This window comes from Nocardia neocaledoniensis, assembly GCF_003182135.1.
Classification (GTDB): domain Bacteria; phylum Actinomycetota; class Actinomycetes; order Mycobacteriales; family Mycobacteriaceae; genus Nocardia; species Nocardia neocaledoniensis.
The window spans coordinates 1-21,005 of record NZ_QGTL01000001.1 but is presented as its reverse complement, the minus strand read 5'-3'; the positions used below and the strand labels follow the sequence as shown (position 1 = coordinate 21,005).

Sequence of the window (21,005 nt, the reverse complement as noted above, 5' to 3'; positions counted from 1 at the left end):
GTCAGCGGGCCGATTCCCGCGACCAGTTCCACGACCACCAGGAGTCCTCGTCCAGGTCGGCCAGGATCGGGTCCTCGATCTGGGTGCGCAGCGACTCGGGCAGGCGTGTCAGGGCGGGGACGATGTCCGGGGACAGGGTGCTCAGATAGCCGGTGTCGAGCCGCTTGCCCTGCTCCCACCGATCGATGTTGCGTTCGGCGACAAGGTGTTCCGGATTCAGCACCGCCAGCGCGATCAAGGTGCCCAGTGCCGTCCCCACCGCGGCACGCGACACCCAGGTCCAGCGCAGCAGCGCGACGGCCACCAGCACCAGCAGGTACACCAGGCCCACCCACAGCTCGCACACGCCCACCAGCACGCGCAGCACGGTGAACCCGTACGCCTGCTGATAGGTCCACATGCGGGCCAGCGCCGACCCGACGATCACCAGCGACAGCACGCTCACCGCGGTGAGCAGCACCCGCAGCCAGCGCCGGTCGGCCGCGGAGTCCTGTTCCGACCAGTGCAGGACCGCCAGGATCACCGCCAGCGTCAGGATGCTCACCGCCGACAGCTGCCAGAACCCGCTGCGCGCGTACTCGGCGTAGGTCAGCCCGGCGGTCCGCTGCACGTAGTCGTCGCCGCCGAACAGCGCCACGAACTGGGCGCCGACGAACACGCCGAACAGCACCGTCAGCGCGCTCACCGGCAGCACCCACTCGCTGCGCGACCACTGCCGCGCGGGCCTGCTGCCCTCCTCGGCGGCCGCGGGCGGCCCGGCCAGCAGGTACAGCGCCGCCAGGGCGCCGATCCCGACCACGCCGAACAGCAGGATCCAGTGCCAGGCCGACGCGCCGTCGACCGCGGGCACCAGGCCGCTCAGCAGGTCCGCGAAGGTCGCGTCCGCCCCGCCGAGCAACGGCACGAACACCACGAGCAACGCCACCGTCGCCGCGACCGACACTCCGTACCGCCGCACGCTCGACGCACCCTTCGGCCGCGCCTCCCGCAACCCCGACCACGCCCACGGCAGCGCGTCCAGCGTCGCCAACGGCACCGCGACCATGTCGTGCACGACACCCCATCGCGTCCTGCGCCCCAGCACCGCCAGCGACCCCGCGACACACGCGGCCACCACGCACAGCGCGAACAACCACCCGGCCGCCCGCACGGTCCCGACCCCGAGCAGCACCAGCGCCGCCGCGGCCCACCACACCCGCGCCGACCCCGGCAGCCGCGTGCTGCGGTGCCCCACCGGGTGCTGCGGATCGTCGCTGCGGGTCGGCGGAGTGTTCCCCGAAGCCAGGCTCGGCACCCCTCCCGCGCCGCGGCGTTCTCCTGTGTCTTGCGGATCGGCGCTGCTTGGAGGTGGGGTGTGCGTCGCCGCCGGGCTCGGCCGCGCCGCCGCGCCGCCGCGGTCGGCGGGGGCTCGCGGATCGCATTCTGGGAGTGGAGTATTCGTGGATGTCGGGGCCGGCGCAGCCGCGATCGTTCGTCCGTTCGGGTCCTCCGTCGAGGACCCACCGGTCCGGGCAGGCATGTCCGTCGAGGATGCCGTGCTGGGCGGCGTGGACCCACGAGCTGCCGGGGCATCGTCGGCCGCGCCGGTTCCGGTGGCCCCGGTGCTCGACGCTCCCTGTCGCACGGCGGCGACGCCCGCCTCGGCGGGAAGTGATGGCGCCGCAGCGGGATCGGCCTGCGCCCGATCGGGCGACACAGCGTCGGCCCGGTGCCCTGTCGTCGCGTCGGCGGCAGGCGCGGGCGTTGTGACGGAGCTTCCGCTCGTGGTGGACGGCTGGGCGCTCGGGGCGATGCCGGCCTGCGTGCTGGGAACGAGCCCCTCTCGCGGCCCGGGTGCCGCGTCGGCGGCGGGTGCCGCGGTACGTGCGCTGGGCTCGCCGTCGGCCCCCGGAGCCGAACCGCCGGTGAGCGGGCCGGGGACAGCCGGGGCGGCCGTCGTCGGCTCACCGTCCGCCGGCGCGGTCGCCGTCGGCACGGCGGGACGAGTGCGGGCGTGGTGATCCACCGCGTAGAGGGTGCCGGCGACGACGGTGCCCGCGAGCAGCCAGCCGAAGCCGGGGCGATCGATCGGAATCACTGTCGCGCTGACGATTCCGGCCAGTGCGGCGGCGGGGAGTGCGCGGGGTGGGTGGGCCACCCGTTGCCAGCGCGGGACCACGCGAAGAATGGCGGGAGGCGAGATCGGTCTCGGCGGCGGGGGAGTGGGCGGCTGCCAACCCGCTGACCACGGCGATACGGAAGTATTTCCTTGTGTCGCAGCAGATTCAGCGGTGCCCGTCGTCTTCGGGTCCGAGGTGACGGTGTCCCGCTGCGCGGTGGTGCCTGTGCCGGGAGCCGGAGTTCGGGTGCTGCCGGGAGGCGTTTCGGCGGTGGAGCCGCTGGGGGACAGCGGAATTCCGGCAGTGCTGCCGGATGCCGGAGTGGCGATCTTCGATGCCGGGGTTCCGGTGGCTGCACCGGTGTCCGGCGTCGGAGTGTCTTCGGGTATCGGCGGTTGGGGCGCCGGGGTGGTCTGGTCGGTCATGTTCCCCTCCGGAAGGTGTGCGGGATCGTCCCGGGACCCTGGGGGTCCGGGAGGTGATGGGTGGGATGGGTCAGGTTGTGGGGAGGACGAGGCGGATGCGGGAGCCGGGGTCGGCGACGGCGATGGTGCCGCCGTGCAGGTCGATGACCCAGCGGGCGATGGCCAGGCCCAGTCCGGTGCCGCCGCCGTCGGTGCGGCCGCCGCGGGTGAAGCGGTCGAACACGGTGGCGCGGTCGGCCTCCGGGATGCCGGGCCCGTCGTCGGCGATCTCGAGCACGGTGCCGTCCGGTGCGGCCGCGGCGTACACGCGGACCTCGCCGCCGGCCGGGCCGTGCCTGGCGGCATTGTCGAGCAGGTTGAACAGCACCTGGTGCAGGCGGGCGCGGTCGGCGTCGACGGTCGCGTCGGGCGGTTCGATCACGGTGGTGAAGCGGACGCCGCGGCCGAGCGCCGCCGTCATCACCTCGGCCTCGGCGATCACCTCCGCCAACAGCGGTGCGAGCGGGACCTTTTCGCGGTCGAGGGTGAACGCGCCCGCCTCGATGCTGGACAGGTCGAGCAGCTCCGAGACCAGCAGACCGAGGCGTTCGGTCTGGGCCAGCGCGGTCCGCAGCGTCGCCGGGTCCGGTTCGCTCACACCGTCGACGATGTTCTCCAGCACCGCGTGCAGCGCCGTCACCGGCGTGCGTAGTTCGTGCGAGACATTGGCGATCAGGTCGCGGCGCTGGCGGTCGGCCGCGGCCAGGTCGGCCGCCATCTGATTGAACGCCTGGGCCAGCTCGCCCACCTCGTCGCGGGAACTCGCGCGCACCCGGAAGCTGTAGTCGCCGTGCGCCATTCGCCGCGCGGCCGCGGTCATCTCGCGTAGCGGCCTGGTGATGCCGTGGGCGAGGAACTGCGAGGTCACCAGGGCGATCGCCATCGCGGTGAGCGTGGTGAACGTCGGCAACCAGCCGATCCGGAACCAGAAGTACGCGAAGGCCACCGCGCCCGAACACACCATGAGCACGGCCAGTTTCAGCTTGATCGACCGCAGCGGATCCAGCGGGCGCGGCATCAGCTCGGCGACCCGGTCGAGGAAGGCGCTCATCGCGCGTCCAGGGCGTAGCCGACACCGTGCACGGTGCGGATCAGGTCGGCGCCGAGCTTGCGGCGCAACGCCTTGATGTGGCTGTCGACCGCGCGGGTGCCCGCCGCGTCGGACCAGTCCCAGATGTCCTCCAGCAGCCGCTCGCGTGCCAGCACCGCGCGCGGCCGGTGCGCGAGCCGGGCCAGCAGCTCGAATTCGAGCGGGGTCAGCCTGGCCTCGGTGGGGCCACGCCAGACCCGCCGTTCGTCCAGATCGATCCGCAGATCGCCGACCACGATGGTGTGGTCGCCGCGCTCGGCCGCCCGGTCGACGCGCCGCAGCAGCGCGTGCACCCTGGCCGCGAGGACCCGCATCGAGAACGGCTTGGTGAGATAGTCGTCGGCGCCGACCCCGAGCCCGATCAGCTGGTCGGTCTCGTCGGTGCGCGCGGTGAGCATGAGCACCGGCACCGGCCGCTCGGCCTGGATGCGCCGGCACACCTCCAGCCCGTCGAACCCGGGCAGCATCACATCGAGGACCACGACGTCCGGTTCACCGGCGGTGGCCGCGGCGACCGCGCCGGGACCGTCGTGTGCCACGTCGACCGCGAATCCCTCGGCCCGCAGCCGCGCCGCCACCGACTCCGCGATCGTCACGTCGTCGTCCACGACGAGGACGCGCCGCCCCGGCTGCCCGGTCCCGCCACTGCAATCCATGGTCAGACCCTAGCGAGTGGGTGTGGAGCGTTCCGGGGCCAATTGTGGAGATTCTGTGTGCGCCGATACCATGACGGCGTGCCTCAGCGCTTCCGCTCCACGCCGCCGCCCGCCTCCTGAGCGAGGTGCCCCGAGAACACGTGCCGCCGACCCGGTAGGCACGGCCGATTCCCTCGGGTGACGATGGCGCGCGCCCGTACGGCCGCTGTACGCACCTCGTTTCCGCGACCCCCACCCCCGCTGTCGCAGGAGCGATCCCCTCATGTCTGTCTCTTCCGCTGTGTCCGCGCGCGCCCGCGCCGGACTGTTCCCCCTCGTCGCCGCCGGAATCCTCTGGGGTACCGGCGGTCTGCTCGGTGCGCTGGTCCAGGACCGCACCGGGCTGTCCCCGATCGCGGTCGCGGCCTACCGGCTCGGCGTCGGCGGCGCGATCCTGATCGCCGTCTCGCTGGCCGTGCGGCGCGCTGTCCCCCGTGGTCGGGCCGCCCGGCGCCGGATCGGTGCGATCGGTGCGCTGGCCGCCGTGTTCCAGGCGTCCTACTTCGTCGCCGTCAGCGCCTCGACCGTCGTTCTGGCGACCCTGGTCACGATCGGTGCCGCGCCGGTGCTGGTGGCCGGGTTCGACCACGTGACCGGCCGCGCCCGGCTGGACGCGCGGCGCGTCGCCACCCTCGCGCTCGCGATCACCGGGCTGACGGTCCTCGTCGGCGTGCCCACCGCCGACACCGCCGGCGTCCTGGCGGGCGCGGCGCTGGCTCTCCTCGCGGCCACGGCGTTCGCCGCGGTCACCCTGGTCACCGCCGAGCCGGTGCCCGGCCTGGACACGATCACCGCCACCGGCTACGGATTCCTCGGCGGCGCCGCACTTCTCGCGCTGCCCGCCGCCACGACCGGCCTCACCTTCGCCCCGGTCCCGGCGGACCTGCTCGCCGTGGCACTGCTCGGCCTGGCGCCCACCGCCCTCGCCTACGCGTTGTTCTTCCACGGCCTGGTCACCGCCGGCGCCGCGACCGCCGCCGTCCTGAGCCTGCTCGAACCACTGACCGCCACCGTGTTGGCCGTCGCCCTGCTCGGGGAACGCCTGACCCTCCTGTCCTGGACCGGTGCCGCCCTGCTCGCCGTCGCGCTGGTCCGCACCGTGACCGCGCGGACGCCCGCCGCGGCGACCCGACGCGGTACTTTCCCGACATGACAGCCGAACCTGCCCCGCGCCCGGGGTACAGCGAAGCCGTGTGGGGGTGTGCCGCCGCGCTGGTGGCGGTTCCCGCGGGCGCGCTGGGCGGCGGGGTCGCGTTCCTGCTGTGCTGGGCCGGTGGTGTCGCCGGGTGTGCGTTGTCGGTGACGCGCGCCCGGCGCGCCGGCATGCCGATCGCCCGGCAGGCCGTGGTCGCGGCGGTGATCAGCGTGATCCTCACGGCGCTGCTCGTCGTGGGGGTGGTCGCGCTGTTGCGCGGGGAGATGCCGCCCGGCTGACCCGTCAGGCGTCCGGGAACAGGCCCGGCAGCTCCATCGCGTAGGCGAGGTCGTCCTTGGTGCCCAGGGTGACCAGCAGGATGCGGATCATCGTCACCCGCGCCTCGGTGACCAGGTCGGGCGCCGGGTCGTGGTCGGGGTCGGCGCCCGCGGTCAGGCGGTAGACGACGTACTCGCACACGTGCAGCGCGGCGTCGAGATCCAGCGGCGCGGGCACCGGACGGCCGAGTTCGCCGAAGGTCTTGCGCACCAGATCACGGATGTCGTCGAGGGCGCGCTCGCGATAGGCCGACACGGGGGAGCCGGGGTCGTGCAGCTCGGCGAAGAGCGGGCGCAGCATCGCGCCGTGACCGCGCGCCCAGTCGACGTAGGCGTCGATGAGCCGGATACCGAGCTGGACGGGCTCGTCGGTGCCGGTGAGCGCGTCCCTGATACCGCCGACCAGGCCGTCGTTGGAGGCGGTGAGCACCACGTGCAGCGGCTCGGAGGCATTGCCGAAATACCGGTAGAACGTCGGCCGCGCCAGCCCGGCCTGCTCGATGATCTGGGCGACACTCAAACCGCGCGACCCGTTGCGGGCGAACACGGCGGCGGTCGCCTCCACGATCCTGGCGCGGACCTCCTCGGCCTGCTCCTGGGTCTGGGGCGGACGCCCACGGCGCGCCACAGCCGGATCCCCGGACATCACACCTCCCTCACACCGACAGAAAGCTTGACACGGTACGGGCCGCAACCATTAATCTAACACTAGTGTTCAGCAAATAGCCGAACCCGGCGCGATCGTCGCGCGTGAGCCATCTGTTGAGGAGAAGGGCCGACAATGACGACAGCCCCCGAGCTGACCGCCGAACCGACCGCGCTGCCCGCCGCGCTGGTCAAGCCCCTGTTCGACCGGGCGGTGGCGGGCGGCGCCGCGTCGGTGCCGGTCTTCGCCCCGGCCACCGGCCACAAGATCGGTGACCTGCCGCAGTCCTCCGTCGACGACATCGACCGCGCCTTCGCCGTCGCCAGGCACGCCCAGCGCGACTGGGCCAAGGTGCCGGTCAAGCAGCGCGTGGAGATCCTGCGCCGCTTCCACGACATCGTGCTGGCCGAGCAGGACACGATCCTCGACATCGTGCAGACCGAGACCGGCAAGTGCCGCTCGCACGCCTTCGACGAGGTCGGCGACGTCGCGCTGAACTCGCGCTACTACGCCGCCGTCGCGCCCAAGCTGCTGGCCGACCGCAAGCCGCGCGGCGTGCTGCCCGTGCTCACCTCGGTGGAGGTGCACAACCGGCCCAAGGGCGTCGTCGCGGTGATCTCGCCGTGGAACTACCCGCTGGCCCTGTCGGCCTCCGACGCGCTGCCCGCCCTGATCGCGGGCAACGCCGTCATCGCGCGCCCGGACAACCAGACCGCGCTCTCGGCGCTGTGGGCCATCGACGCCGCCGAACGCGCCGGCCTGCCGCGCGGCCTGTGGCAGGCGGTGCTCGGCCGCGGCCGCGAGATCGGCGGCGACGTGATCGCCCGCGCCGACTACGTCGACTACACCGGCTCCAGCGCCACCGGCCGCACCATCGCCCAGCAGGCCGGTGAGCGCCTGATCGGATACTCCCTGGAACTCGGCGGCAAGAACCCGCTGCTGGTGCTCGGCGACGCCGACGTGTCCAAGGCCGCCAAGCTCGCGGTCCGCGCCTGCTTCTCCTCGGCCGGGCAGCTGTGCGAGTCGATGGAACGCATCTACGTCGACGCGAGCGCCTACGACCAGTTCGTGGCCGAGTTCGTCGGCAACGTCAAGAACATGAGCCTGGGCGGCGAGCTCGACTACAGCAGGGACATGGGGTCGCTGACCTTCCAGCGTCAGCTCGACACCGTCAGCGCGCACGTCGACGACGCCGTGGCCAAGGGCGCCAAGGTGCTCGCCGGTGGTCGCGCCCGCCCCGACCTCGGCCAATACTTCTACGAGCCCACCGTGCTCGTCGGCGTCGAGCCCGGCATGACGGTCTACCGCGAGGAGACCTTCGGCCCGGTCGTGTCGATCTACAAGGTCGATTCCGACGACGAGGCCGTGGACGCCGCCAACGACACCGCCTACGGCCTCAACGCCAGCGTGTGGAGCAAGGACGTGGAACGCGGCAAGTCCGTGGCCGCCCGGATCAACGCGGGCTCGGTGAACGTCAACGAGGGCTTCATCGCCGCGTGGGGCAGCATCGACGCGCCCTCCGGTGGCCTCGGCATCTCGGGCCAGGGCCGCAGGCACGGTCCCGAGGGTCTGCTCAAGTACGTGGACACCCAGACGGTCGCGGTCCAGCGGGTCCTCCCGATCGCGCCGCTGCCCGGCATGTCCGAGCAGATGTGGGCCAAGACGATGACGCTGGTCTTCGGCGTCATGAAGACGCTGCGCCAGAAGTAGCGATCAGGATCGACGGAGCAGGGGTAGGCAGGACATGAAACTGGAGACGGTCGCGGGCAAGCGGGTGCTGGTCACCGGCGCCGCCATGGGCCTCGGCAAGCTGTTCGCCGAGCGGGCGGTGCGTGAGGGCGCCGACGCGGTGGTGCTGTGGGACGTCAACGAGCTCGCGCTGCGCGAGACCGCCGCCCAGCTCACCGCCCAGGGCGGCAAGGTGTATCAGCACGTCGTCGACGTGTCCTCGCAGGACTCGATCCGCGCGGCCGCCGACACGGTGCGCGACGAGATCGGCGGGATCGACATCCTGGTGAACAACGCCGGGATCGTGCGCGGCAACACCTACTTCTGGGAAACCGAGAACCGCGCCGACATCGACAAGACCATGGCGATCAACTCGCTGGCCCCGATGTACATCGCGCTCGAGTTCCTGCCCGGCATGGTCGCCGGGGCCGGTCAGGCGCGCATCCTCAACATCGCGTCCTCGGCCGGTCTGGTCGCCAACCCGCGCATGGCCGTCTACGCGGCCTCGAAGTGGGCGGCGCTGGGCTGGTCGGACTCGGTGCGGCTCGAGCTCGAGCAGGCCGGCCACGAGCACGTGAAGGTGACCACGGTCTGTCCGACCTACATCAACACCGGCATGTTCGACGGCGCCAAGGGCATCCTGTTCACGCCGATGCTGGAGCAGAACGATGTCGTCGACACCTCGTGGCGGGAGATGAAGAACGGTGGCGCCCTGGTGGTGCTGCCGTGGACCTCGCGGATGAACCGCGCGCTCACCGGCCTGCTGCCGATCAAGGTGCGCGACTTCTACCTCAACGCCGTGGGCGTCTACCACTCGATGGATCAGTTCACCGGACGCAAGTAAGCGCGGCACGACACTGCCCCCGCCGATGTCACGTCGGTGGGGGCAGTGCCGTCTCGGCAGCTCGCGCGTACTTGCATCGACTGCCGAAATGCTGTGGTCAGCGCGGATCGCCCGAGCGGGTGCCCAGCACGACGGTGGCGTAGTACTCCTCGGACCGCTCCACCCGGGGCGCGAGGCCGTGCTCGGCCAGGATCGCGCACGCGGTCTGGACCTGGCCGGTCGAGGTTTCGACGAGGACCGTGCCGCCGGGCGCCAGCCAGTGCGCCGCGCCCTCGGCGACGCGCCGGAAGACCGCGAGCCCGTCCGGCCCGCCGTCCAGCGCGACCAGCGGTTCGTGTTCGCGCGCCTCGGGCGGCATGTCCGCGACCCGTTCGCTCGGCACGTACGGGGTGTTCGCGAGCAGTACATCGATGCGGCCGCGCAGATCGCGCGGCAGGGCGTCGAACAGGTCACCGGCGAACACCGGCGCGCTCAGCGGGGTGAGGTTCTCCCGCGCGCACGCCACGGCGACCGGATCGATGTCGGCCGCGACGAGCTCGACCACCGCGCCGCGCGCGGTGAGTTCGGTGGCCGCGCTCAGTCCCAGCGCCCCGCAGCCGCAACACAGATCGACCACGCACATTGCACCGGGCCTGCCCCCTGCCACCGCCAGTTCGACGAGGAACGCGGTCCGTTGCCGGGGAACGAAGACGCCGGGGCGTACGCCGATCCGCCTGCCGCGGAATTCCACCCAGCCGAGCAGATACTCCAGCGGAGTGCCCGCCACTCGTCGCGTCACCAGCTCGTCGAGCCGCGACGCGTCACCGGCGGCAGCCTCGAGCAGCAGCGCGGCCTCGTCCTCGGCGAAGACGCAGCCGGCGGTGCGGAGCGCGACGACCACGTCGGCGGGGGCGGGAACAGTCATGCAGCGATTGTCCCCGGCCCGGCAACCGAATTGTCAGCGGGCGGTGTCGAGCTCGAACGTGCGGGTCGCGTCGAGGTAGATCCCGCGCTGGGCGGCGCGCGCCGGCGGGGGCAGCTGGGAGACCAGCTGTTCGAGCGAGGTCATGGCGCCGACGACGTTGGTCCCGGCCACGATGAAGTCGGCCACCGCGCGGCGGATGTGGTTCGGCGAGGTGACCACCACGGCGCTGTGCGCGCCGAGATCGCGCAGCATCCGCGTGCTGAACAGGGCGTTCTGCACCGTCGAGCCGGCCCGGTCCTCCACGTGGATCCGGTCGGCGGGCAGCCCACGCCCGACCAGCCAGCGGCGCATCGCCTCGGCCTCGGAGATCCCGTTCTGCGGATTGCCGCCGGTGACGATCACCGGCGAGAACGGGGCGGCGATCGCCTGCAACCAGGCCGCGGTCAACCGATTCTCCAGCTCGGGGCGCAGCGCCCCGTCGGGCAGCAGGCCGTAGCCGAGGACCACGATGCCGGTCTGCGGACCGACCAGGGCGGGGAGGGGATTGGGCAGGGTGGCGGCCGCCGCGGTGACCGCGCGCAGCACGTTGGAGGTGCCCGCCGCCATCCCGGCGTCGACCGCGCCGAGCCGGGCCATCGCCTCACCGACCGCGCCCGGGTCGCCCGCGTAGTGCGACCAGATGGCCTGCAGGGCCAGCGCCTCGGTGTCGTTCGGGTCGGCGGCGATGAGGGCGCGCAGGTCGGCCCGGCCCGCGGCATCGTCGCCGTCGGTGAAATGCCGCTGCGCGGAGTTGTAGAGCGCGGTCACGTCCGCTTCGGCGGTCGCGGGGCCGATGCCCGCGGTCGTGACCGCGGCGGCCGCGAGTACCGCGGCGGCCGCCTGTTTCCATTGCTTCGAGATCTTCACGACAGTCGACACCCTTCCCGCGAACGGTCGGTACGTGCTGGCAGCGCTGATGACAGAGCAGCCAACACCCTACGACCGCGCCCGGCGCGGGCCCCGGACCCCGACGACGTTCCGCGCGTCGCCGCCCGGTGGACCGGGCACCCGGTAGCGACGGATAAGCTGACCCACCGTGGATACCGCTTCGCTGACCGGCAAGGAACTCGCCGCCGCCATCAACGCCGACACGAAGGACCGCGCCGCCGCGCTCGGCGCCGCGGGCTCGGCACCCACGCTGGCGCTGATCGTCGCCAACGACGACCCGGCCAGCGCCTGGTACGTCAACTCGCTGCGCAAGGCCGCCGAGCGCCTCGGAATCGCCTGCGAGCGCATCGATCTCGGTGCCGACGCGAGCGCGGAGACCATCCGCGCCGAACTCACCGCGCGCAGCGCCGACCCGGCGACCGACGCGATCATGCTGCAGACCCCGCTGCCCGCCGGCGTGGTTCTCGACGACGTGAGCGCGGCGATCGCCGCGCACAAGGACGTCGACGGGGTCAGCCCGCTGTCGCTGGGCCTGCTCGCGTCGGGGCTGGACGGCTTCGTGCCCGCCACCTCCGAGGCCGTGGTCGAACTGCTGAAGCACCACGGCATCGCGTTGCAGGGCCGCCTGGTGACCGTGGTCGGGCGGTCCAACATCGTCGGCAAGCCGCTCGCGCAGCTGCTACTGGCCGAGAATGCGACCGTCACCGTCGCGCATTCGCGCACCGCCGATCTCGCCGCGGTCACCACCCCCGCCGACATCGTGGTCGCGGCCGCGGGCCGGATCGGGCTCATCACCGGCAAGCACGTCGGTGACGGCGCCGTGGTGATCGACGTCGGCACCAACGAGTCCGCCGACGGCGGCATCGTAGGTGATGTGGACGCGGCCTCGGTCGACGGCAAGGCCGCCGCGCTGAGCCCCGTCCCCGGCGGCGTCGGCCCGGTGACCACCGCGCTGCTGATGCGCCACGTGGTCGTCGCGGCCGAGAAGGCCCGCGCCTGAGCGGATTTCGCGCCCTCGGTCGGGTCTAGCGCACCGGCCCGATCGAGGTGATCAGGTGCTTGCCGCCCACCTTGGCGGTGCCGACGAGCTGCGGGTTGTAGATGATCGGCACCTCGTCGGGGCGGAACTCGGTGATCACCACGAAGTACTGTCCGGCGTGGGCCGCCGGAGTGATCGCCAGGCAGTGGGTGGTGCCCACCGGAATGGTGTCGATCCCGGCCTGGATGTCGGCGCCGGAGGGCAGCGCGGCATCGCCGGACACGAGCGTGCGCGCCTGATCACCGGAGCGCGCCACGTAATACGCGTGCTGGAACGCCAGAATCGCGGCGACGCCGTTCTCGGTGCCGCCGGGGCCGTTGCCCTGGATCTTGCTGCCGACCTGCTCGGCGGGGCAGTTTCCGGCGGCCGGCGTGGCGTCGGCCTGACTCGACTCGATCGGCGTGCTCGCCGCGGCGGATTCCGGTGCGGGACCCCGCAACTGGAAGTATCCGCCGCCGATCAGCAGCGCGCCCGCCATCGACGCGGCGAGCGGCGCGGCCCAGCGGGGCGGGCGCCGCCGCTGGTTGCGGTTGATCATCCTGGCGAAGACCTCGTCGTCGCCGGAGTAGTCGGGCGCGGGGCGCGGCGGGACCGGATCGGGCCCCGCGGCCGCGAGGGCCGGAGCGGGCGGGGCCGTTACGGGTTCCGGCGCGAGCGCGAGAGTGTGCGGTGCGAGAGCGAGGGGTTCCGATGTCGGCGCGAGCATGTCGCGGGTGACGATCGGCAGCCGGTCGGTGTCGGGACCGTTGTCGGCGTTGCGGCTCCGCGACGGAGCCTCCGGAAGCGCGTGCCGCGCACCGGGATCGAACGGCCCGCCGACGATGGGCAGCCGGTCGGTGGCGTAGGCGTCCTGCGGGGGCAGGTTCAGGGTGTGCGCGGCGGGCAGCGAGATCACCGGAATGCCCGCGGGCGTGCGCGGTCCACCGCCGAGGCGATGCCGCGGACCCGTGGTGGGCGCGGCGGTTTCGCTCACCCGCCGGGGTGGCGCGCCCAGCTCACGACTGCCACGCCGCGGCGTGGCAGCAGTGAACGGACCACCGACCGATCCCGGGTCGTGCTGTCGAGCCCCGGTCGATCTGTGTGCCTCCGGTCGATCCATCGCCCCACCTTCATCAGGGGAGTTGCCGTCAGGTTCGTCCCCGCAACGATTTCGTTACGGGGCACGATACTGCGCGCACGACAGGATCGCCGAATGCCACGAGGAATTGGTCACCAGTGGATGTAGACCTCGTCGCCGATGCCGACGTTCTCGAAGTACCAGGCCGCGTCGTCGGGTGCGAGATTGATGCAGCCGTGGCTGACGTTCGCGTTGCCCTGCGAGTCCACCGACCACGGCGCCGAGTGCACGTACACCCCGCCCCAGGTGAGACGCACGGCCCACTCGCCGTCGATGATGTAGCCCTCGGGATCGTCGAGCGGGATGCCGATGGTGCGCGAGTCGAACACGACGGCGCGCTGCTTCTCCAGCACGCTGAAGGTGCCGGTGGGGGTCTCGAAGCCGGGCTTGCCCATCGACGCGGGCATCACCCGCACGACCTGACCGTTCTGGTACACGGTGAAGGTGTGCGCCGACAGATTCGCCTCGGCGTACGTCCCGCCGCCGTACTGGGTGCGCTGGCCTTCGATCAGGTCCGCGGACGCGGCACCCGACCATGCTCCGGCCAGGATCACCGCCAAGATCGCGACGAACAGAAAACGAACTGCTCTCCTCATAAACGCCACCCCTTCACTCACTCGTAGGCGGAGTCCAAGTCTAGGCCGCCATGATCAACTCGACCTCTCGAAGTGATAACGGCCGGAGGGTGTATCGGAGTGTCGCCTTGCGTTCGCGCAGGTGGAGCCCCTGGTGAAATTTCTCGGTTCGAGACCGCGCGGAGCCGACCTCAGCCGCGTACGGCGTGCAGGACGTCGGCGTGCAGGGCATCGGCCCTGGCGGCGATGGTGTCGACGCGCAGCAGCGCGGCGGCGAAGGCGTCGCCGAGCTCGGCGGGCAGCGAGCCGACGTTGATCTCGATGTTGAGCTGGGAGCTCATGGCGGCCGCGCGCGCGGCGTCGGCGGCCGCGCCGATGTCGGTGACCACGTTCGGGTTGCCGATGGGCAGCAGTTCGGCGGCCAGCGACAAGATCTCGTCGGCCTCGTCGACCACGGCGGCGGGCACCCTGGCCGCCTCCACCAGCGCGGCGTTGATCGCCTCGGTGCGCGCGGCGCGCTCGGCGTCGGTGTCCTTGGGCAGCTTGTAGGCCGCGCCGACGGCGGTGAACGCGGCGGCGTCGGCGTCGGCCAGCGCCAGCGCGCGCGCCCCGGCGGCGTCGGCGGCCTCGATGATCCGATCGATCACCGGGCGGTGCTCGGCGTCCTTGGCCCTGGTCGTGTAGCGCGCGACCATCGCGATGAGCGCCGCGGCCTGGGCGGCGTGCAGCGCGGCCACGGCGCCGCCGCCGGGTGCGGGAACCTTCGCGCCCAGCTCCGACAGATAGTGCTCCAGGGTCGCCGAGCCGAAGGAGGGAGCGATCTGCTGCGGCGAGGCGGTGGGCTGCGACACGACGTGGTGGCCTTTCGATGCGGCGAGAAACTGGCGGGAATCGTCGTCAACGCTACCGCGTGCCGCCCCGCGCACCCCGCTCGACCAGCACCGGCACCGACGGACCGACCGGTCGGGGTGGTCGCGGGCGGCGGGGCTATGTTGGGTGCCATGCGGATCGGATTGAGCATCAACTACTCGGGCGGTTTCAAGGAGGTCGCGGCCGAGGTCGCCGACCTGGAACGCGCCGGACTCGACATCGTCTTCGTGCCGGAGGCGTACTCGTTCGACGCGGTGAGCGCCCTGGGCTTCCTGGCCGCCCGCACCGAACGCGTGCAGCTGGCCTCGGGCATCCTGCAGCTCTACACCCGGACCCCCAGCCTCACCGCGATGACCGCGGCCGGTCTGGACTTCGTCTCCGACGGCCGCTTCATCCTCGGCCTCGGCGCCTCGGGCCCGCAGGTCATCGAGGGCTTCCACGGCGTGCCCTACGACGCCCCGATCGGGCGCACCCGCGAACTGGTGGAGATCTGCCGCAAGGTCTGGCGCCGCGAGAAGCTGAACTACCAGGGCAAGTACTACCAGATCCCGCTGCCGGCCGACCGTGGCACCGGCCTCGGCAAAGAGCTCAAGCTGATCAATCACCCGGTGCGCGAACGCATTCCGGTGCTGCTGGCCGCGCTGGGGCCCAAGAACGTGGAGCTGGCCGCCGAGATCGCCGAGGGCTGGCAGCCGATCTTCTTCCTGCCGGAGAAGGCGAAGGACGTGTGGGGCGACGCGCTGGCCGCCGGCAAGGCCAAGCGCGATCCCGCGCTGGGCGAGCTCGACATCTTCGCCGGTCCCGCGCTGGCGATCGGTGAGAACGTGACCCCGCTGCTGGAGTTCGTCAAGCCGCACCTGGCGCTCTACATCGGCGGCATGGGCGCCAAGGGCAAGAACTTCTACCACACGCTGGCCACCAAGTACGGCTACGGCGATGCCGCGAACCGGATCCAGGAGCTGTACCTGGCCGGCGACAAGCAGGCCGCCGCCGCGGCCGTGCCCGACGAGCTGGTGCGCGACGTGTCGCTGATCGGCCCCGAGAGCTTCGTCAAGGACCGCATCGCGGCGATGGCCGAGGCGGGCGTCACCACGCTGAACGTGACACCGCTGGCGGAGAACGCGGCGGGCCGGGTCAAGCTGATCGAGCAGCTGCGCGGCCTCTGCTGACATCACCCACGACGCGACACGCCGCCGCCCGGGAGATTCCCGGGCGGCGGCGTGTTGTCGTGGGTCAGGACGTGAACGACGCCAGGGCGGCCGACAGCGTGGTGTGCATCGCGAACACCTGGTCCAGGCTCGTCATCTTCAGCTGACGACTGGTGGCGGGGCCGTCGGCGACGACCGCGATCTTGGTGGTGTCGCCGGCGCGCTGATGCGCGGCGACCAGCGTCGCCATGCCCGCCGAGGCCAGGAACCCGACCGCGGTCAGGTCGATCACCAGCGTCGCCGGCTTGTCGGCCAGGATGGCCTCGATCGCGGCGTCGAGCGCGGGCGCGGTCGCCAGATCGACCTCGCCGGTCACCGTCAGCACCGTGACGCCGTCGTGTACCGCCGTCGTGGTGGTCATCGTGTCCGTGAGTGGATACGCGTCTCCGGATGAGTTGGTCACGACTCAACAACACACAACTTCGCCCGAATACGCAAGCCAACGGCCTCGCCCACCCGTGCGCACCTATACTCGGGAGGCACTGTGAGTCCTCCGTTGACCCTCGGGCCCGGCGCCGCTGCCTGGCTGTTCGATGTAGAGGAGTGCCGATGCTGCCCGACCCGATCGAGGCCACCGACCTGAACATCTACAACGACGACACCCTCCCGTGGAGCCGGGTGCGCACCGCCGTCGAGACCGGTCTCACCGCCCTCGAGACCACCCAGTTCCTCGGCACCGTCGGCCCCGACGGGCGGCCGCACTCCGCCGGGATCGGCGCCTGCTTGGTCGGCGAGAACTTCTATTTCACCAGCGGTCCGAGCAGTCACAAGTCCCGCTACCTGGCGGGAAATCCGGCGTGCACGCTGTCGTTCCGCTTCGTCGACGACGTCGATGTCGTCTTCGAAGGGGTGGCCACGCGCACCACCGACCACGGCGAACTCGACCGGGTCACCGAGAGCTACCGGGCGAGTGGCTGGCCCGCCGAACGCGACGGGGACGCCGTCACCGCGCCGTTCAGCGCGCAGAGCGCCGGACCGGCGCCCTGGTGGCTGTACCGGTTCGTGCCGCACTTCGCGGTCGGCGTCGCGCTGACCGACCCGCACGGCGCGACCCGCTGGAAGTTCGCGCACTAGAGCTCCAATCGCGGCCAGCCGGCGAGGTCACGCAGCAGCTGCCGGTCATGGGTGGCCACTACGACCGCGGCGCCGGTGCCGGTGAGCGCCTCGGTGAGCTCGTCGACCAGCGCGACCGAGAGATGGTTGGTCGGCTCGTCGCACAGCAGCAGGTCCGGCCGGTCGGCCAGCCGCAGCGCCAGATGCAGCCTGCGCTGCTGGCCCTGGGAGAGCCTGCCCACCGCCGTGTGCCTGGCCCGGCGCTCCAGCAGCCCGGTCGCGGCGAGGGAGACCGGTGCGGCGCCGTGCGGGTCCAGCTGCCGGGCGTGCCGGTCGTAGAGCTGCTGTGCGGTCTGTTCCGGCTCCCACGCGGGCACTTCCTGGCCGATCAGCGCGATCCGGGCGGCGGGACGCCGGTCGACCGAGCCCGTGGTGGGGGGCAGCGCGCCGCCGAGGACACCGAGCAGTGTCGACTTGCCCGCGCCGTTGCCGCCGGTCACCAGGAGCCGGTCGCCCGCGTCGATCGTCACCGTGACCGGCACGTCGAGCCGGCCGGCCACGGTCAGGCCGTCTCCGCGCAGCAGCGGCGATCCCGCCCTGGCCGTCAGCTCCGGAAAGCACAGCCGCAGTGGTGGTTCGGGCACCGTGACCCGGTGCGCGGCCAGCGCGGACTCGCGCCGGTGCAGGGTCTGCACCACGCCGGGCGCCCTGGACTGCCGCTGATGCTTGCCGTGTCCCTTGGCGGGTCGCCAGCCGGTGTCCAGCCGATCGCGGGCCTCGGCCACCGACTGCCGCAGCCGATCCTGTTCGGCCACCTGGTCGGCGTGCTGCTGTTCCCACTGCGCCCGCGCGCGGCGGCGACCGTCCTGCCAGCCGGTGTAGCCGCCGGCGAACAGCCGCGGCCTGCCGTCGACGCTCGGGTCCATATCCAGGAATTCGGCACCGATGTCGCGCAGCAGCGCCCGGTCGTGGCTGACCACGGCGACGCCGCCCGCGTGCCCGCGCAGCCGCTCGGTGAGGAATTCGAGCCCCGCGCGGTCGAGGTGGTTGGTCGGTTCGTCGAGCAGCAGGATGTCGGGTCGCGCGCCGAGCAGACAGGCCAGGCGCACCCGGTGGCGCTGACCGACCGAGAGCGTGTCCAGCGCTCGGTCCCGGTCCCGGCACGCGCCGAGCGCGTCGAGGGCGACGTCGACGCGCCGTTCGGCGTCCCACGCGTCGAGCCTTGTCACGGTGTCGAGGGCGGCGGTGTAGGCGTCGTCGGCCCCGGGCGCGCCCGCGGTGAGGGCCACGGTCGCGTCATCGAGTGCGCGCAGGGCGCCCAGGGCGGGACCGATCGTCTCGGCGACCAGCGTGCCGACGGTCTCGCCGGCGCGAAAAGGGATGGCCTGCTGGGCGATTCCGAGCGTGCCCGCCCGGGTGACGGTGCCCGCGTCGGGCCGGATCAGCCCGGCCAGGACGTGCAGCAGCGTGGTCTTGCCGCGACCGTTCTCGCCGACGACGGCCAGGCGCGATCGGGCCGAGACGGTGACCGAGACATCGGTCAGCACCGGACGGTCACCGAGCCGGTGATGGACAGCGCTCGCTCGGAGATGGGCGTGCGCGCCCGCGGGAAGCGGGGAAACAGACATGAGTGAGGCTCCGCGATACGAGAGGGAGCCGGGACAGCACGACGACCGCCCGGCATGACAGCTCGGACGGCGGCCTGGCGGAAGAACGAATTCCGGTCGCCGCCGTCAGCGGCGCGACCAGGGCTTCGTCATCGCGGTGTGTCCACACATGCCCTCGACGGTAGCCAGGGCCGCATCGGCTCGGCAAGGGAAATATGACCGACGCCTCCCCGGACGGGCGAACAGGGTGGGGCTGGCGTTATTCCGAAGTCGTCGTACTGTGAGGGCGTGAACATCGATGTGACGCCACTCCCGGGGATCGGCGTGTGCAAGGACTTCCCGCTGGCGCAGGCCCGGCGCCGGATCGGCGTGGTCGAACACCGCGACGGCTCGGTGGATCTGGTGGTCTCGCGGGCCGGGGACTACGACACGACCACGTCGATTCCCTTGTCGGGCACCGAGATCGGCGTGCTCGCCGGACTGCTCGGCGCCCCGCAGGTGGTGCAGAAGACGCCCGAGGTGCACGGCGTCGGCGAGCTCACGACCAGGCAGTTCGCGATTGATCGCGGCAGCCCGTTCGACGGGCGTCCACTGCGCGACACCGCGATGCGCACCAGGACCAAGGCCTCGGTGGTCGCGGTCGTTCGCGCGGGCGATGTGACACCGTCGCCGGGAACGGATTTCACCTTCATCGCCGGTGATCTCGTGGTCGTCGTCGGCACCGACGAGGGCTTGGAAGCCGCCGGGCGGTTGCTCGACCAGGGCTGACCAGACCCTGCGAATGGTAAAGGGCAGGTAAGGTATCGCCTAGCTGACGTTAGGTGATCCAACAATGAATGTAGATGTGACCTCCCTGCCCGGAATCGGTGTCAGGAAAGAGTTTTCGCTGACCAAGGTGGACCGCCGCATCGGCGTGGTCGATCACAAGGACGGCGGCACCGATCTGATCTTCACCAAGGTCGGCGATCCGGACACCACCGTGCAGATCCCGCTGTCGAGCGTGGAGGCCCGCACGCTGGCCGGGTTGCTCGGCACACCGCAACTCGTCGCCCAGTTGCGCGAGGAACACCGCGATCTCGACGGGGTGAGCACCCGTTCGATGCCGGTGCCCGCGAATTCGGCCTACGCGGGCAGGCGCCTCGGCGAGACCGAGATGCGCACCAGGACCCGCGCCTCGATCGTCGCGGTCCTGCGCGCGGGCCAGGTGCACGCCTCCCCGGGCCCGGAGTTCGAGTTCCTCGGCGGGGACATGGTGGTCGTGGTCGGCACGCAGGCGGGGCTCGATGCCGCGGCCGTGATCCTCTCCGACGGCTGAGCGCGTGCATATCAGTGATTCCGCGCTGGCCTTGATCCAGCTGGGGGCGGTTTTCTTCGGGTTGGGGGTGCTCGGCCGCGTCGCGGCCCGGGTCGGTCTGTCACCGATCCCGCTGTATCTGCTCGGCGGACTGGTGTTCGGCACGGGCGGGCTGGTCGAGCTGCACGAGGTGGACGAGTTCATCCACCTCGCGAGCGAGATCGGCGTCGTCCTGCTGCTGCTGTTGCTCGGGCTCGAGTACACGGCGGGGGAACTGGTCACCGGCATGCGCAAATCGTGGACGGCGGGCCTGCTCGACCTGGTGCTCAACGCGACACCGGGCGTGATCGTGGCGCTCATGCTCGGCCTCGGCCCCACCGGGGCGATCGCGATGGCGGGCGTCACCTACATCTCGTCCTCGGGCATCGTCGCGAAGGTGCTCAACGACCTGGGCAGGCTGGGCAACCGGGAAACGCCGGTGGTGCTGTCGATCCTGGTGTTCGAGGACCTGGCGATGGCGGTGTACCTGCCGGTGCTCACCGCGGTCCTGGCCGGCGTCGGCTTCGTCGCGGGGATGACGACGGTCGGCATCGCGCTCGTCGCGGTGACCCTGGTGCTGGTGGTCGCGCTGCGCTACGGCAAGTACGTCTCGGCGATCGTGGCGAGTGAGGATCGGGAGATCTTCCTGCTCAAGCTGCTCGGCTCGGCGCTGCTGGTGGCGGGCGTGGCGTCGGCGGTGCAGGTGTCGGCAGCGGTCGGGGCGTTCCTGCTCGGAATCGCGATCTCCGATTCCACCGCGCACGAGGCGACCAAGATCCTCGAGCCGCTGCGCGATCTGTTCGCCGCCATGTTCTTCGTGCTGTTCGGCCTGAGCACCGATCCGCGGACGATCCCGCCGGTGCTGGGCTGGGCGGTGCTGCTGGCCGTGGTCACCACCGCGACCAAGATCGCCACCGGCTGGTGGGCGGCCAAACGCGCGGGCGCGTCCCAGCTCGGCCGGGCCAGAGCGGGTACCGCGCTGGTCGCGCGTGGTGAGTTCTCCATCGTCATCGCCGGTCTGGCCGTGGCCGCGGGCGCGGTGCCCGACGGCTTCGCCGCGCTGGCCACCACCTACGTGCTGCTGATGGCGATCATCGGGCCGATCGCGGCGCGGATCGTGGAACCGGTCATGCGGGGGATCAGTGGCCGCAAGTCGCGGGTGCGCGAGGTTCCGGTCGCGGAGTAGACCGCCGAAAGGCCCCGCCGGTGAGACCGGCGGGGCCTTTCGTGTGCGCGGATCACTCGGCGGGCAGGGTCACCCCGGTCGCCTGGGCGATGTCGGCCAGCATCCGCTGTGCCGCCTGCACGCCGATGCCCGACATCCAGGTCTCGT

At 71.8% G+C, this 21,005-nt stretch carries 20 protein-coding genes and 1 pseudogene; 10 read left to right on the top strand and 11 right to left on the bottom strand.

What is annotated here, in order from left to right; translation table 11 throughout:
• Position 1 precedes the first annotated feature (1 nt).
• The 3 genes from DFR69_RS34930 to DFR69_RS00095 all read right to left on the bottom strand — a co-directional run bounded on the left by DFR69_RS34930 (position 2) and on the right by DFR69_RS00095 (position 4,309).
• On the bottom strand, positions 2-2,137 hold the full coding sequence (locus tag DFR69_RS34930) for a DUF4153 domain-containing protein (RefSeq protein ID WP_244198006.1): 2,136 nt from the start codon (positions 2,135-2,137) through the stop codon (positions 2-4).
• A gap of 457 nt (positions 2,138-2,594) precedes the next feature.
• Entirely contained in the window at positions 2,595-3,614 is a 1,020-nt protein-coding gene (locus DFR69_RS00100; protein ID WP_110035340.1) for a HAMP domain-containing sensor histidine kinase, read from the bottom strand.
• Complete coding sequence (locus tag DFR69_RS00095) at positions 3,611-4,309, bottom strand: response regulator transcription factor (RefSeq protein WP_110035339.1); 699 nt, start codon at positions 4,307-4,309, stop codon at positions 3,611-3,613. The genes DFR69_RS00100 and DFR69_RS00095 overlap by 4 nt, the downstream gene beginning before the upstream one ends.
• A gap of 262 nt (positions 4,310-4,571) precedes the next feature.
• On the opposite strand from DFR69_RS00095, the gene DFR69_RS00090 reads away from it, so the two are divergent.
• Both DFR69_RS00090 and DFR69_RS00085 read left to right on the top strand, forming a co-directional pair.
• Positions 4,572-5,501: an EamA family transporter gene (locus DFR69_RS00090; protein ID WP_110035338.1), complete on the top strand. Its 930-nt coding sequence runs from the start codon at positions 4,572-4,574 to the stop codon at positions 5,499-5,501.
• Positions 5,498-5,782: a hypothetical protein gene (locus DFR69_RS00085; RefSeq protein ID WP_146229170.1), complete on the top strand. Its 285-nt coding sequence runs from the start codon at positions 5,498-5,500 to the stop codon at positions 5,780-5,782. Before DFR69_RS00090 ends, DFR69_RS00085 begins: the two co-directional genes overlap by 4 nt.
• 4 nt (positions 5,783-5,786) lie before the next feature.
• On the opposite strand, the gene DFR69_RS00080 is transcribed toward DFR69_RS00085, so the two are convergent.
• Positions 5,787-6,467 (bottom strand): TetR/AcrR family transcriptional regulator, encoded by a 681-nt coding sequence (locus DFR69_RS00080; protein WP_110035336.1) that lies wholly within the window; start codon positions 6,465-6,467, stop codon positions 5,787-5,789.
• A gap of 135 nt (positions 6,468-6,602) precedes the next feature.
• Between DFR69_RS00080 and DFR69_RS00075 the strand changes: the two genes are divergently transcribed.
• Together DFR69_RS00075 and DFR69_RS00070 are read left to right on the top strand one after the other, a co-directional pair.
• Positions 6,603-8,177 carry a succinic semialdehyde dehydrogenase gene (locus DFR69_RS00075; RefSeq protein ID WP_110035335.1) on the top strand — a complete coding sequence of 525 codons (1,575 nt, stop codon included), beginning with the start codon at positions 6,603-6,605 and terminating at the stop codon, positions 8,175-8,177.
• A 34-nt stretch (positions 8,178-8,211) separates the two neighbouring features.
• Positions 8,212-9,039: an SDR family NAD(P)-dependent oxidoreductase gene (locus tag DFR69_RS00070; RefSeq protein ID WP_110035334.1), complete on the top strand. Its 828-nt coding sequence runs from the start codon at positions 8,212-8,214 to the stop codon at positions 9,037-9,039.
• A 97-nt stretch (positions 9,040-9,136) separates the two neighbouring features.
• On the opposite strand, the gene DFR69_RS00065 is transcribed toward DFR69_RS00070, so the two are convergent.
• Positions 9,137-9,943, bottom strand: coding sequence for a putative protein N(5)-glutamine methyltransferase (locus DFR69_RS00065; protein ID WP_110035333.1), 807 nt, complete (start codon positions 9,941-9,943; stop codon positions 9,137-9,139).
• A 33-nt stretch (positions 9,944-9,976) separates the two neighbouring features.
• Positions 9,977-10,849: a YdcF family protein gene (locus tag DFR69_RS00060; RefSeq protein ID WP_110035332.1), complete on the bottom strand. Its 873-nt coding sequence runs from the start codon at positions 10,847-10,849 to the stop codon at positions 9,977-9,979.
• A gap of 169 nt (positions 10,850-11,018) precedes the next feature.
• Between DFR69_RS00060 and DFR69_RS00055 the strand changes: the two genes are divergently transcribed.
• On the top strand, positions 11,019-11,870 hold the full coding sequence (locus DFR69_RS00055) for a bifunctional 5,10-methylenetetrahydrofolate dehydrogenase/5,10-methenyltetrahydrofolate cyclohydrolase (protein WP_110035331.1): 852 nt from the start codon (positions 11,019-11,021) through the stop codon (positions 11,868-11,870).
• Positions 11,871-11,895: 25 nt separating this feature from the next.
• Here the strand turns inward: DFR69_RS00055 and DFR69_RS00050 are convergent, their stop codons facing one another.
• The 3 genes and pseudogenes from DFR69_RS00050 to DFR69_RS00040 all read right to left on the bottom strand — a co-directional run bounded on the left by DFR69_RS00050 (position 11,896) and on the right by DFR69_RS00040 (position 14,452).
• Complete coding sequence (locus DFR69_RS00050; protein WP_110035330.1) at positions 11,896-12,882, bottom strand: DUF8176 domain-containing protein; 987 nt, start codon at positions 12,880-12,882, stop codon at positions 11,896-11,898.
• Between the two features lie 236 nt (positions 12,883-13,118).
• A pseudogene (locus tag DFR69_RS00045) lies at positions 13,119-13,490 on the bottom strand (L,D-transpeptidase); the annotation flags it as partial.
• A 302-nt stretch (positions 13,491-13,792) separates the two neighbouring features.
• Positions 13,793-14,452: a cyclodeaminase/cyclohydrolase family protein gene (locus DFR69_RS00040; protein WP_110035328.1), complete on the bottom strand. Its 660-nt coding sequence runs from the start codon at positions 14,450-14,452 to the stop codon at positions 13,793-13,795.
• Positions 14,453-14,602: 150 nt separating this feature from the next.
• Here DFR69_RS00040 and DFR69_RS00035 point away from each other — a divergent pair, with 150 nt between their 5' ends.
• The gene (locus DFR69_RS00035; RefSeq protein ID WP_110036035.1) at positions 14,603-15,640 is read left to right on the top strand and encodes an LLM class F420-dependent oxidoreductase; all 1,038 of its coding nucleotides are present in this window, start codon (positions 14,603-14,605) and stop codon (positions 15,638-15,640) included.
• 64 nt (positions 15,641-15,704) lie between these two features.
• Here DFR69_RS00035 and DFR69_RS00030 read toward each other — a convergent pair whose 3' ends face one another.
• Entirely contained in the window at positions 15,705-16,040 is a 336-nt protein-coding gene (locus DFR69_RS00030) for an STAS domain-containing protein (RefSeq protein ID WP_110036034.1), read from the bottom strand.
• A gap of 188 nt (positions 16,041-16,228) precedes the next feature.
• Here DFR69_RS00030 and DFR69_RS00025 point away from each other — a divergent pair, with 188 nt between their 5' ends.
• Positions 16,229-16,753, top strand: coding sequence for a pyridoxamine 5'-phosphate oxidase family protein (locus tag DFR69_RS00025; RefSeq protein WP_110035327.1), 525 nt, complete (start codon positions 16,229-16,231; stop codon positions 16,751-16,753).
• Here the strand turns inward: DFR69_RS00025 and DFR69_RS00020 are convergent.
• A complete protein-coding gene (locus DFR69_RS00020; protein ID WP_167456117.1) occupies positions 16,750-18,360 on the bottom strand; it encodes an ABC-F family ATP-binding cassette domain-containing protein in 1,611 nt (536 codons plus the stop codon). The two genes, DFR69_RS00025 and DFR69_RS00020, sit on opposite strands and share 4 nt — an antisense overlap.
• Positions 18,361-18,627: 267 nt before the next feature.
• Here DFR69_RS00020 and DFR69_RS00015 point away from each other — a divergent pair, with 267 nt between their 5' ends.
• From DFR69_RS00015 to DFR69_RS00005, 3 genes are all read left to right on the top strand, one after another.
• Entirely contained in the window at positions 18,628-19,107 is a 480-nt protein-coding gene (locus DFR69_RS00015; RefSeq protein ID WP_167456116.1) for a cation:proton antiporter regulatory subunit, read from the top strand.
• Between the two features lie 64 nt (positions 19,108-19,171).
• Entirely contained in the window at positions 19,172-19,654 is a 483-nt protein-coding gene (locus tag DFR69_RS00010) for a cation:proton antiporter regulatory subunit (protein ID WP_110035325.1), read from the top strand.
• Between the two features lie 10 nt (positions 19,655-19,664).
• On the top strand, positions 19,665-20,858 hold the full coding sequence (locus tag DFR69_RS00005) for a cation:proton antiporter (RefSeq protein WP_167456142.1): 1,194 nt from the start codon (positions 19,665-19,667) through the stop codon (positions 20,856-20,858).
• Positions 20,859-21,005: the final 147 nt, after the last annotated feature.

Coding starts and splice junctions, on each gene's coding strand:
- DFR69_RS00100 (WP_110035340.1), bottom strand. CDS start 3,614: ATGAGCGCCTTCCTCGACCGGGTCGCCGAGCTGATGCCGCGCCCGCTG.
- DFR69_RS00095 (WP_110035339.1), bottom strand. CDS start 4,309: ATGGATTGCAGTGGCGGGACCGGGCAGCCGGGGCGGCGCGTCCTCGTC.
- DFR69_RS00090 (WP_110035338.1), top strand. CDS start 4,572: ATGTCTGTCTCTTCCGCTGTGTCCGCGCGCGCCCGCGCCGGACTGTTC.
- DFR69_RS00085 (WP_146229170.1), top strand. CDS start 5,498: ATGACAGCCGAACCTGCCCCGCGCCCGGGGTACAGCGAAGCCGTGTGG.
- DFR69_RS00080 (WP_110035336.1), bottom strand. CDS start 6,467: ATGTCCGGGGATCCGGCTGTGGCGCGCCGTGGGCGTCCGCCCCAGACC.
- DFR69_RS00075 (WP_110035335.1), top strand. CDS start 6,603: ATGACGACAGCCCCCGAGCTGACCGCCGAACCGACCGCGCTGCCCGCC.
- DFR69_RS00070 (WP_110035334.1), top strand. CDS start 8,212: ATGAAACTGGAGACGGTCGCGGGCAAGCGGGTGCTGGTCACCGGCGCC.
- DFR69_RS00065 (WP_110035333.1), bottom strand. CDS start 9,943: ATGACTGTTCCCGCCCCCGCCGACGTGGTCGTCGCGCTCCGCACCGCC.
- DFR69_RS00035 (WP_110036035.1), top strand. CDS start 14,603: ATGCGGATCGGATTGAGCATCAACTACTCGGGCGGTTTCAAGGAGGTC.
- DFR69_RS00030 (WP_110036034.1), bottom strand. CDS start 16,040: ATGACCACCACGACGGCGGTACACGACGGCGTCACGGTGCTGACGGTG.
- DFR69_RS00025 (WP_110035327.1), top strand. CDS start 16,229: ATGCTGCCCGACCCGATCGAGGCCACCGACCTGAACATCTACAACGAC.
- DFR69_RS00020 (WP_167456117.1), bottom strand. CDS start 18,360: ATGTCTGTTTCCCCGCTTCCCGCGGGCGCGCACGCCCATCTCCGAGCG.
- DFR69_RS00010 (WP_110035325.1), top strand. CDS start 19,172: ATGAATGTAGATGTGACCTCCCTGCCCGGAATCGGTGTCAGGAAAGAG.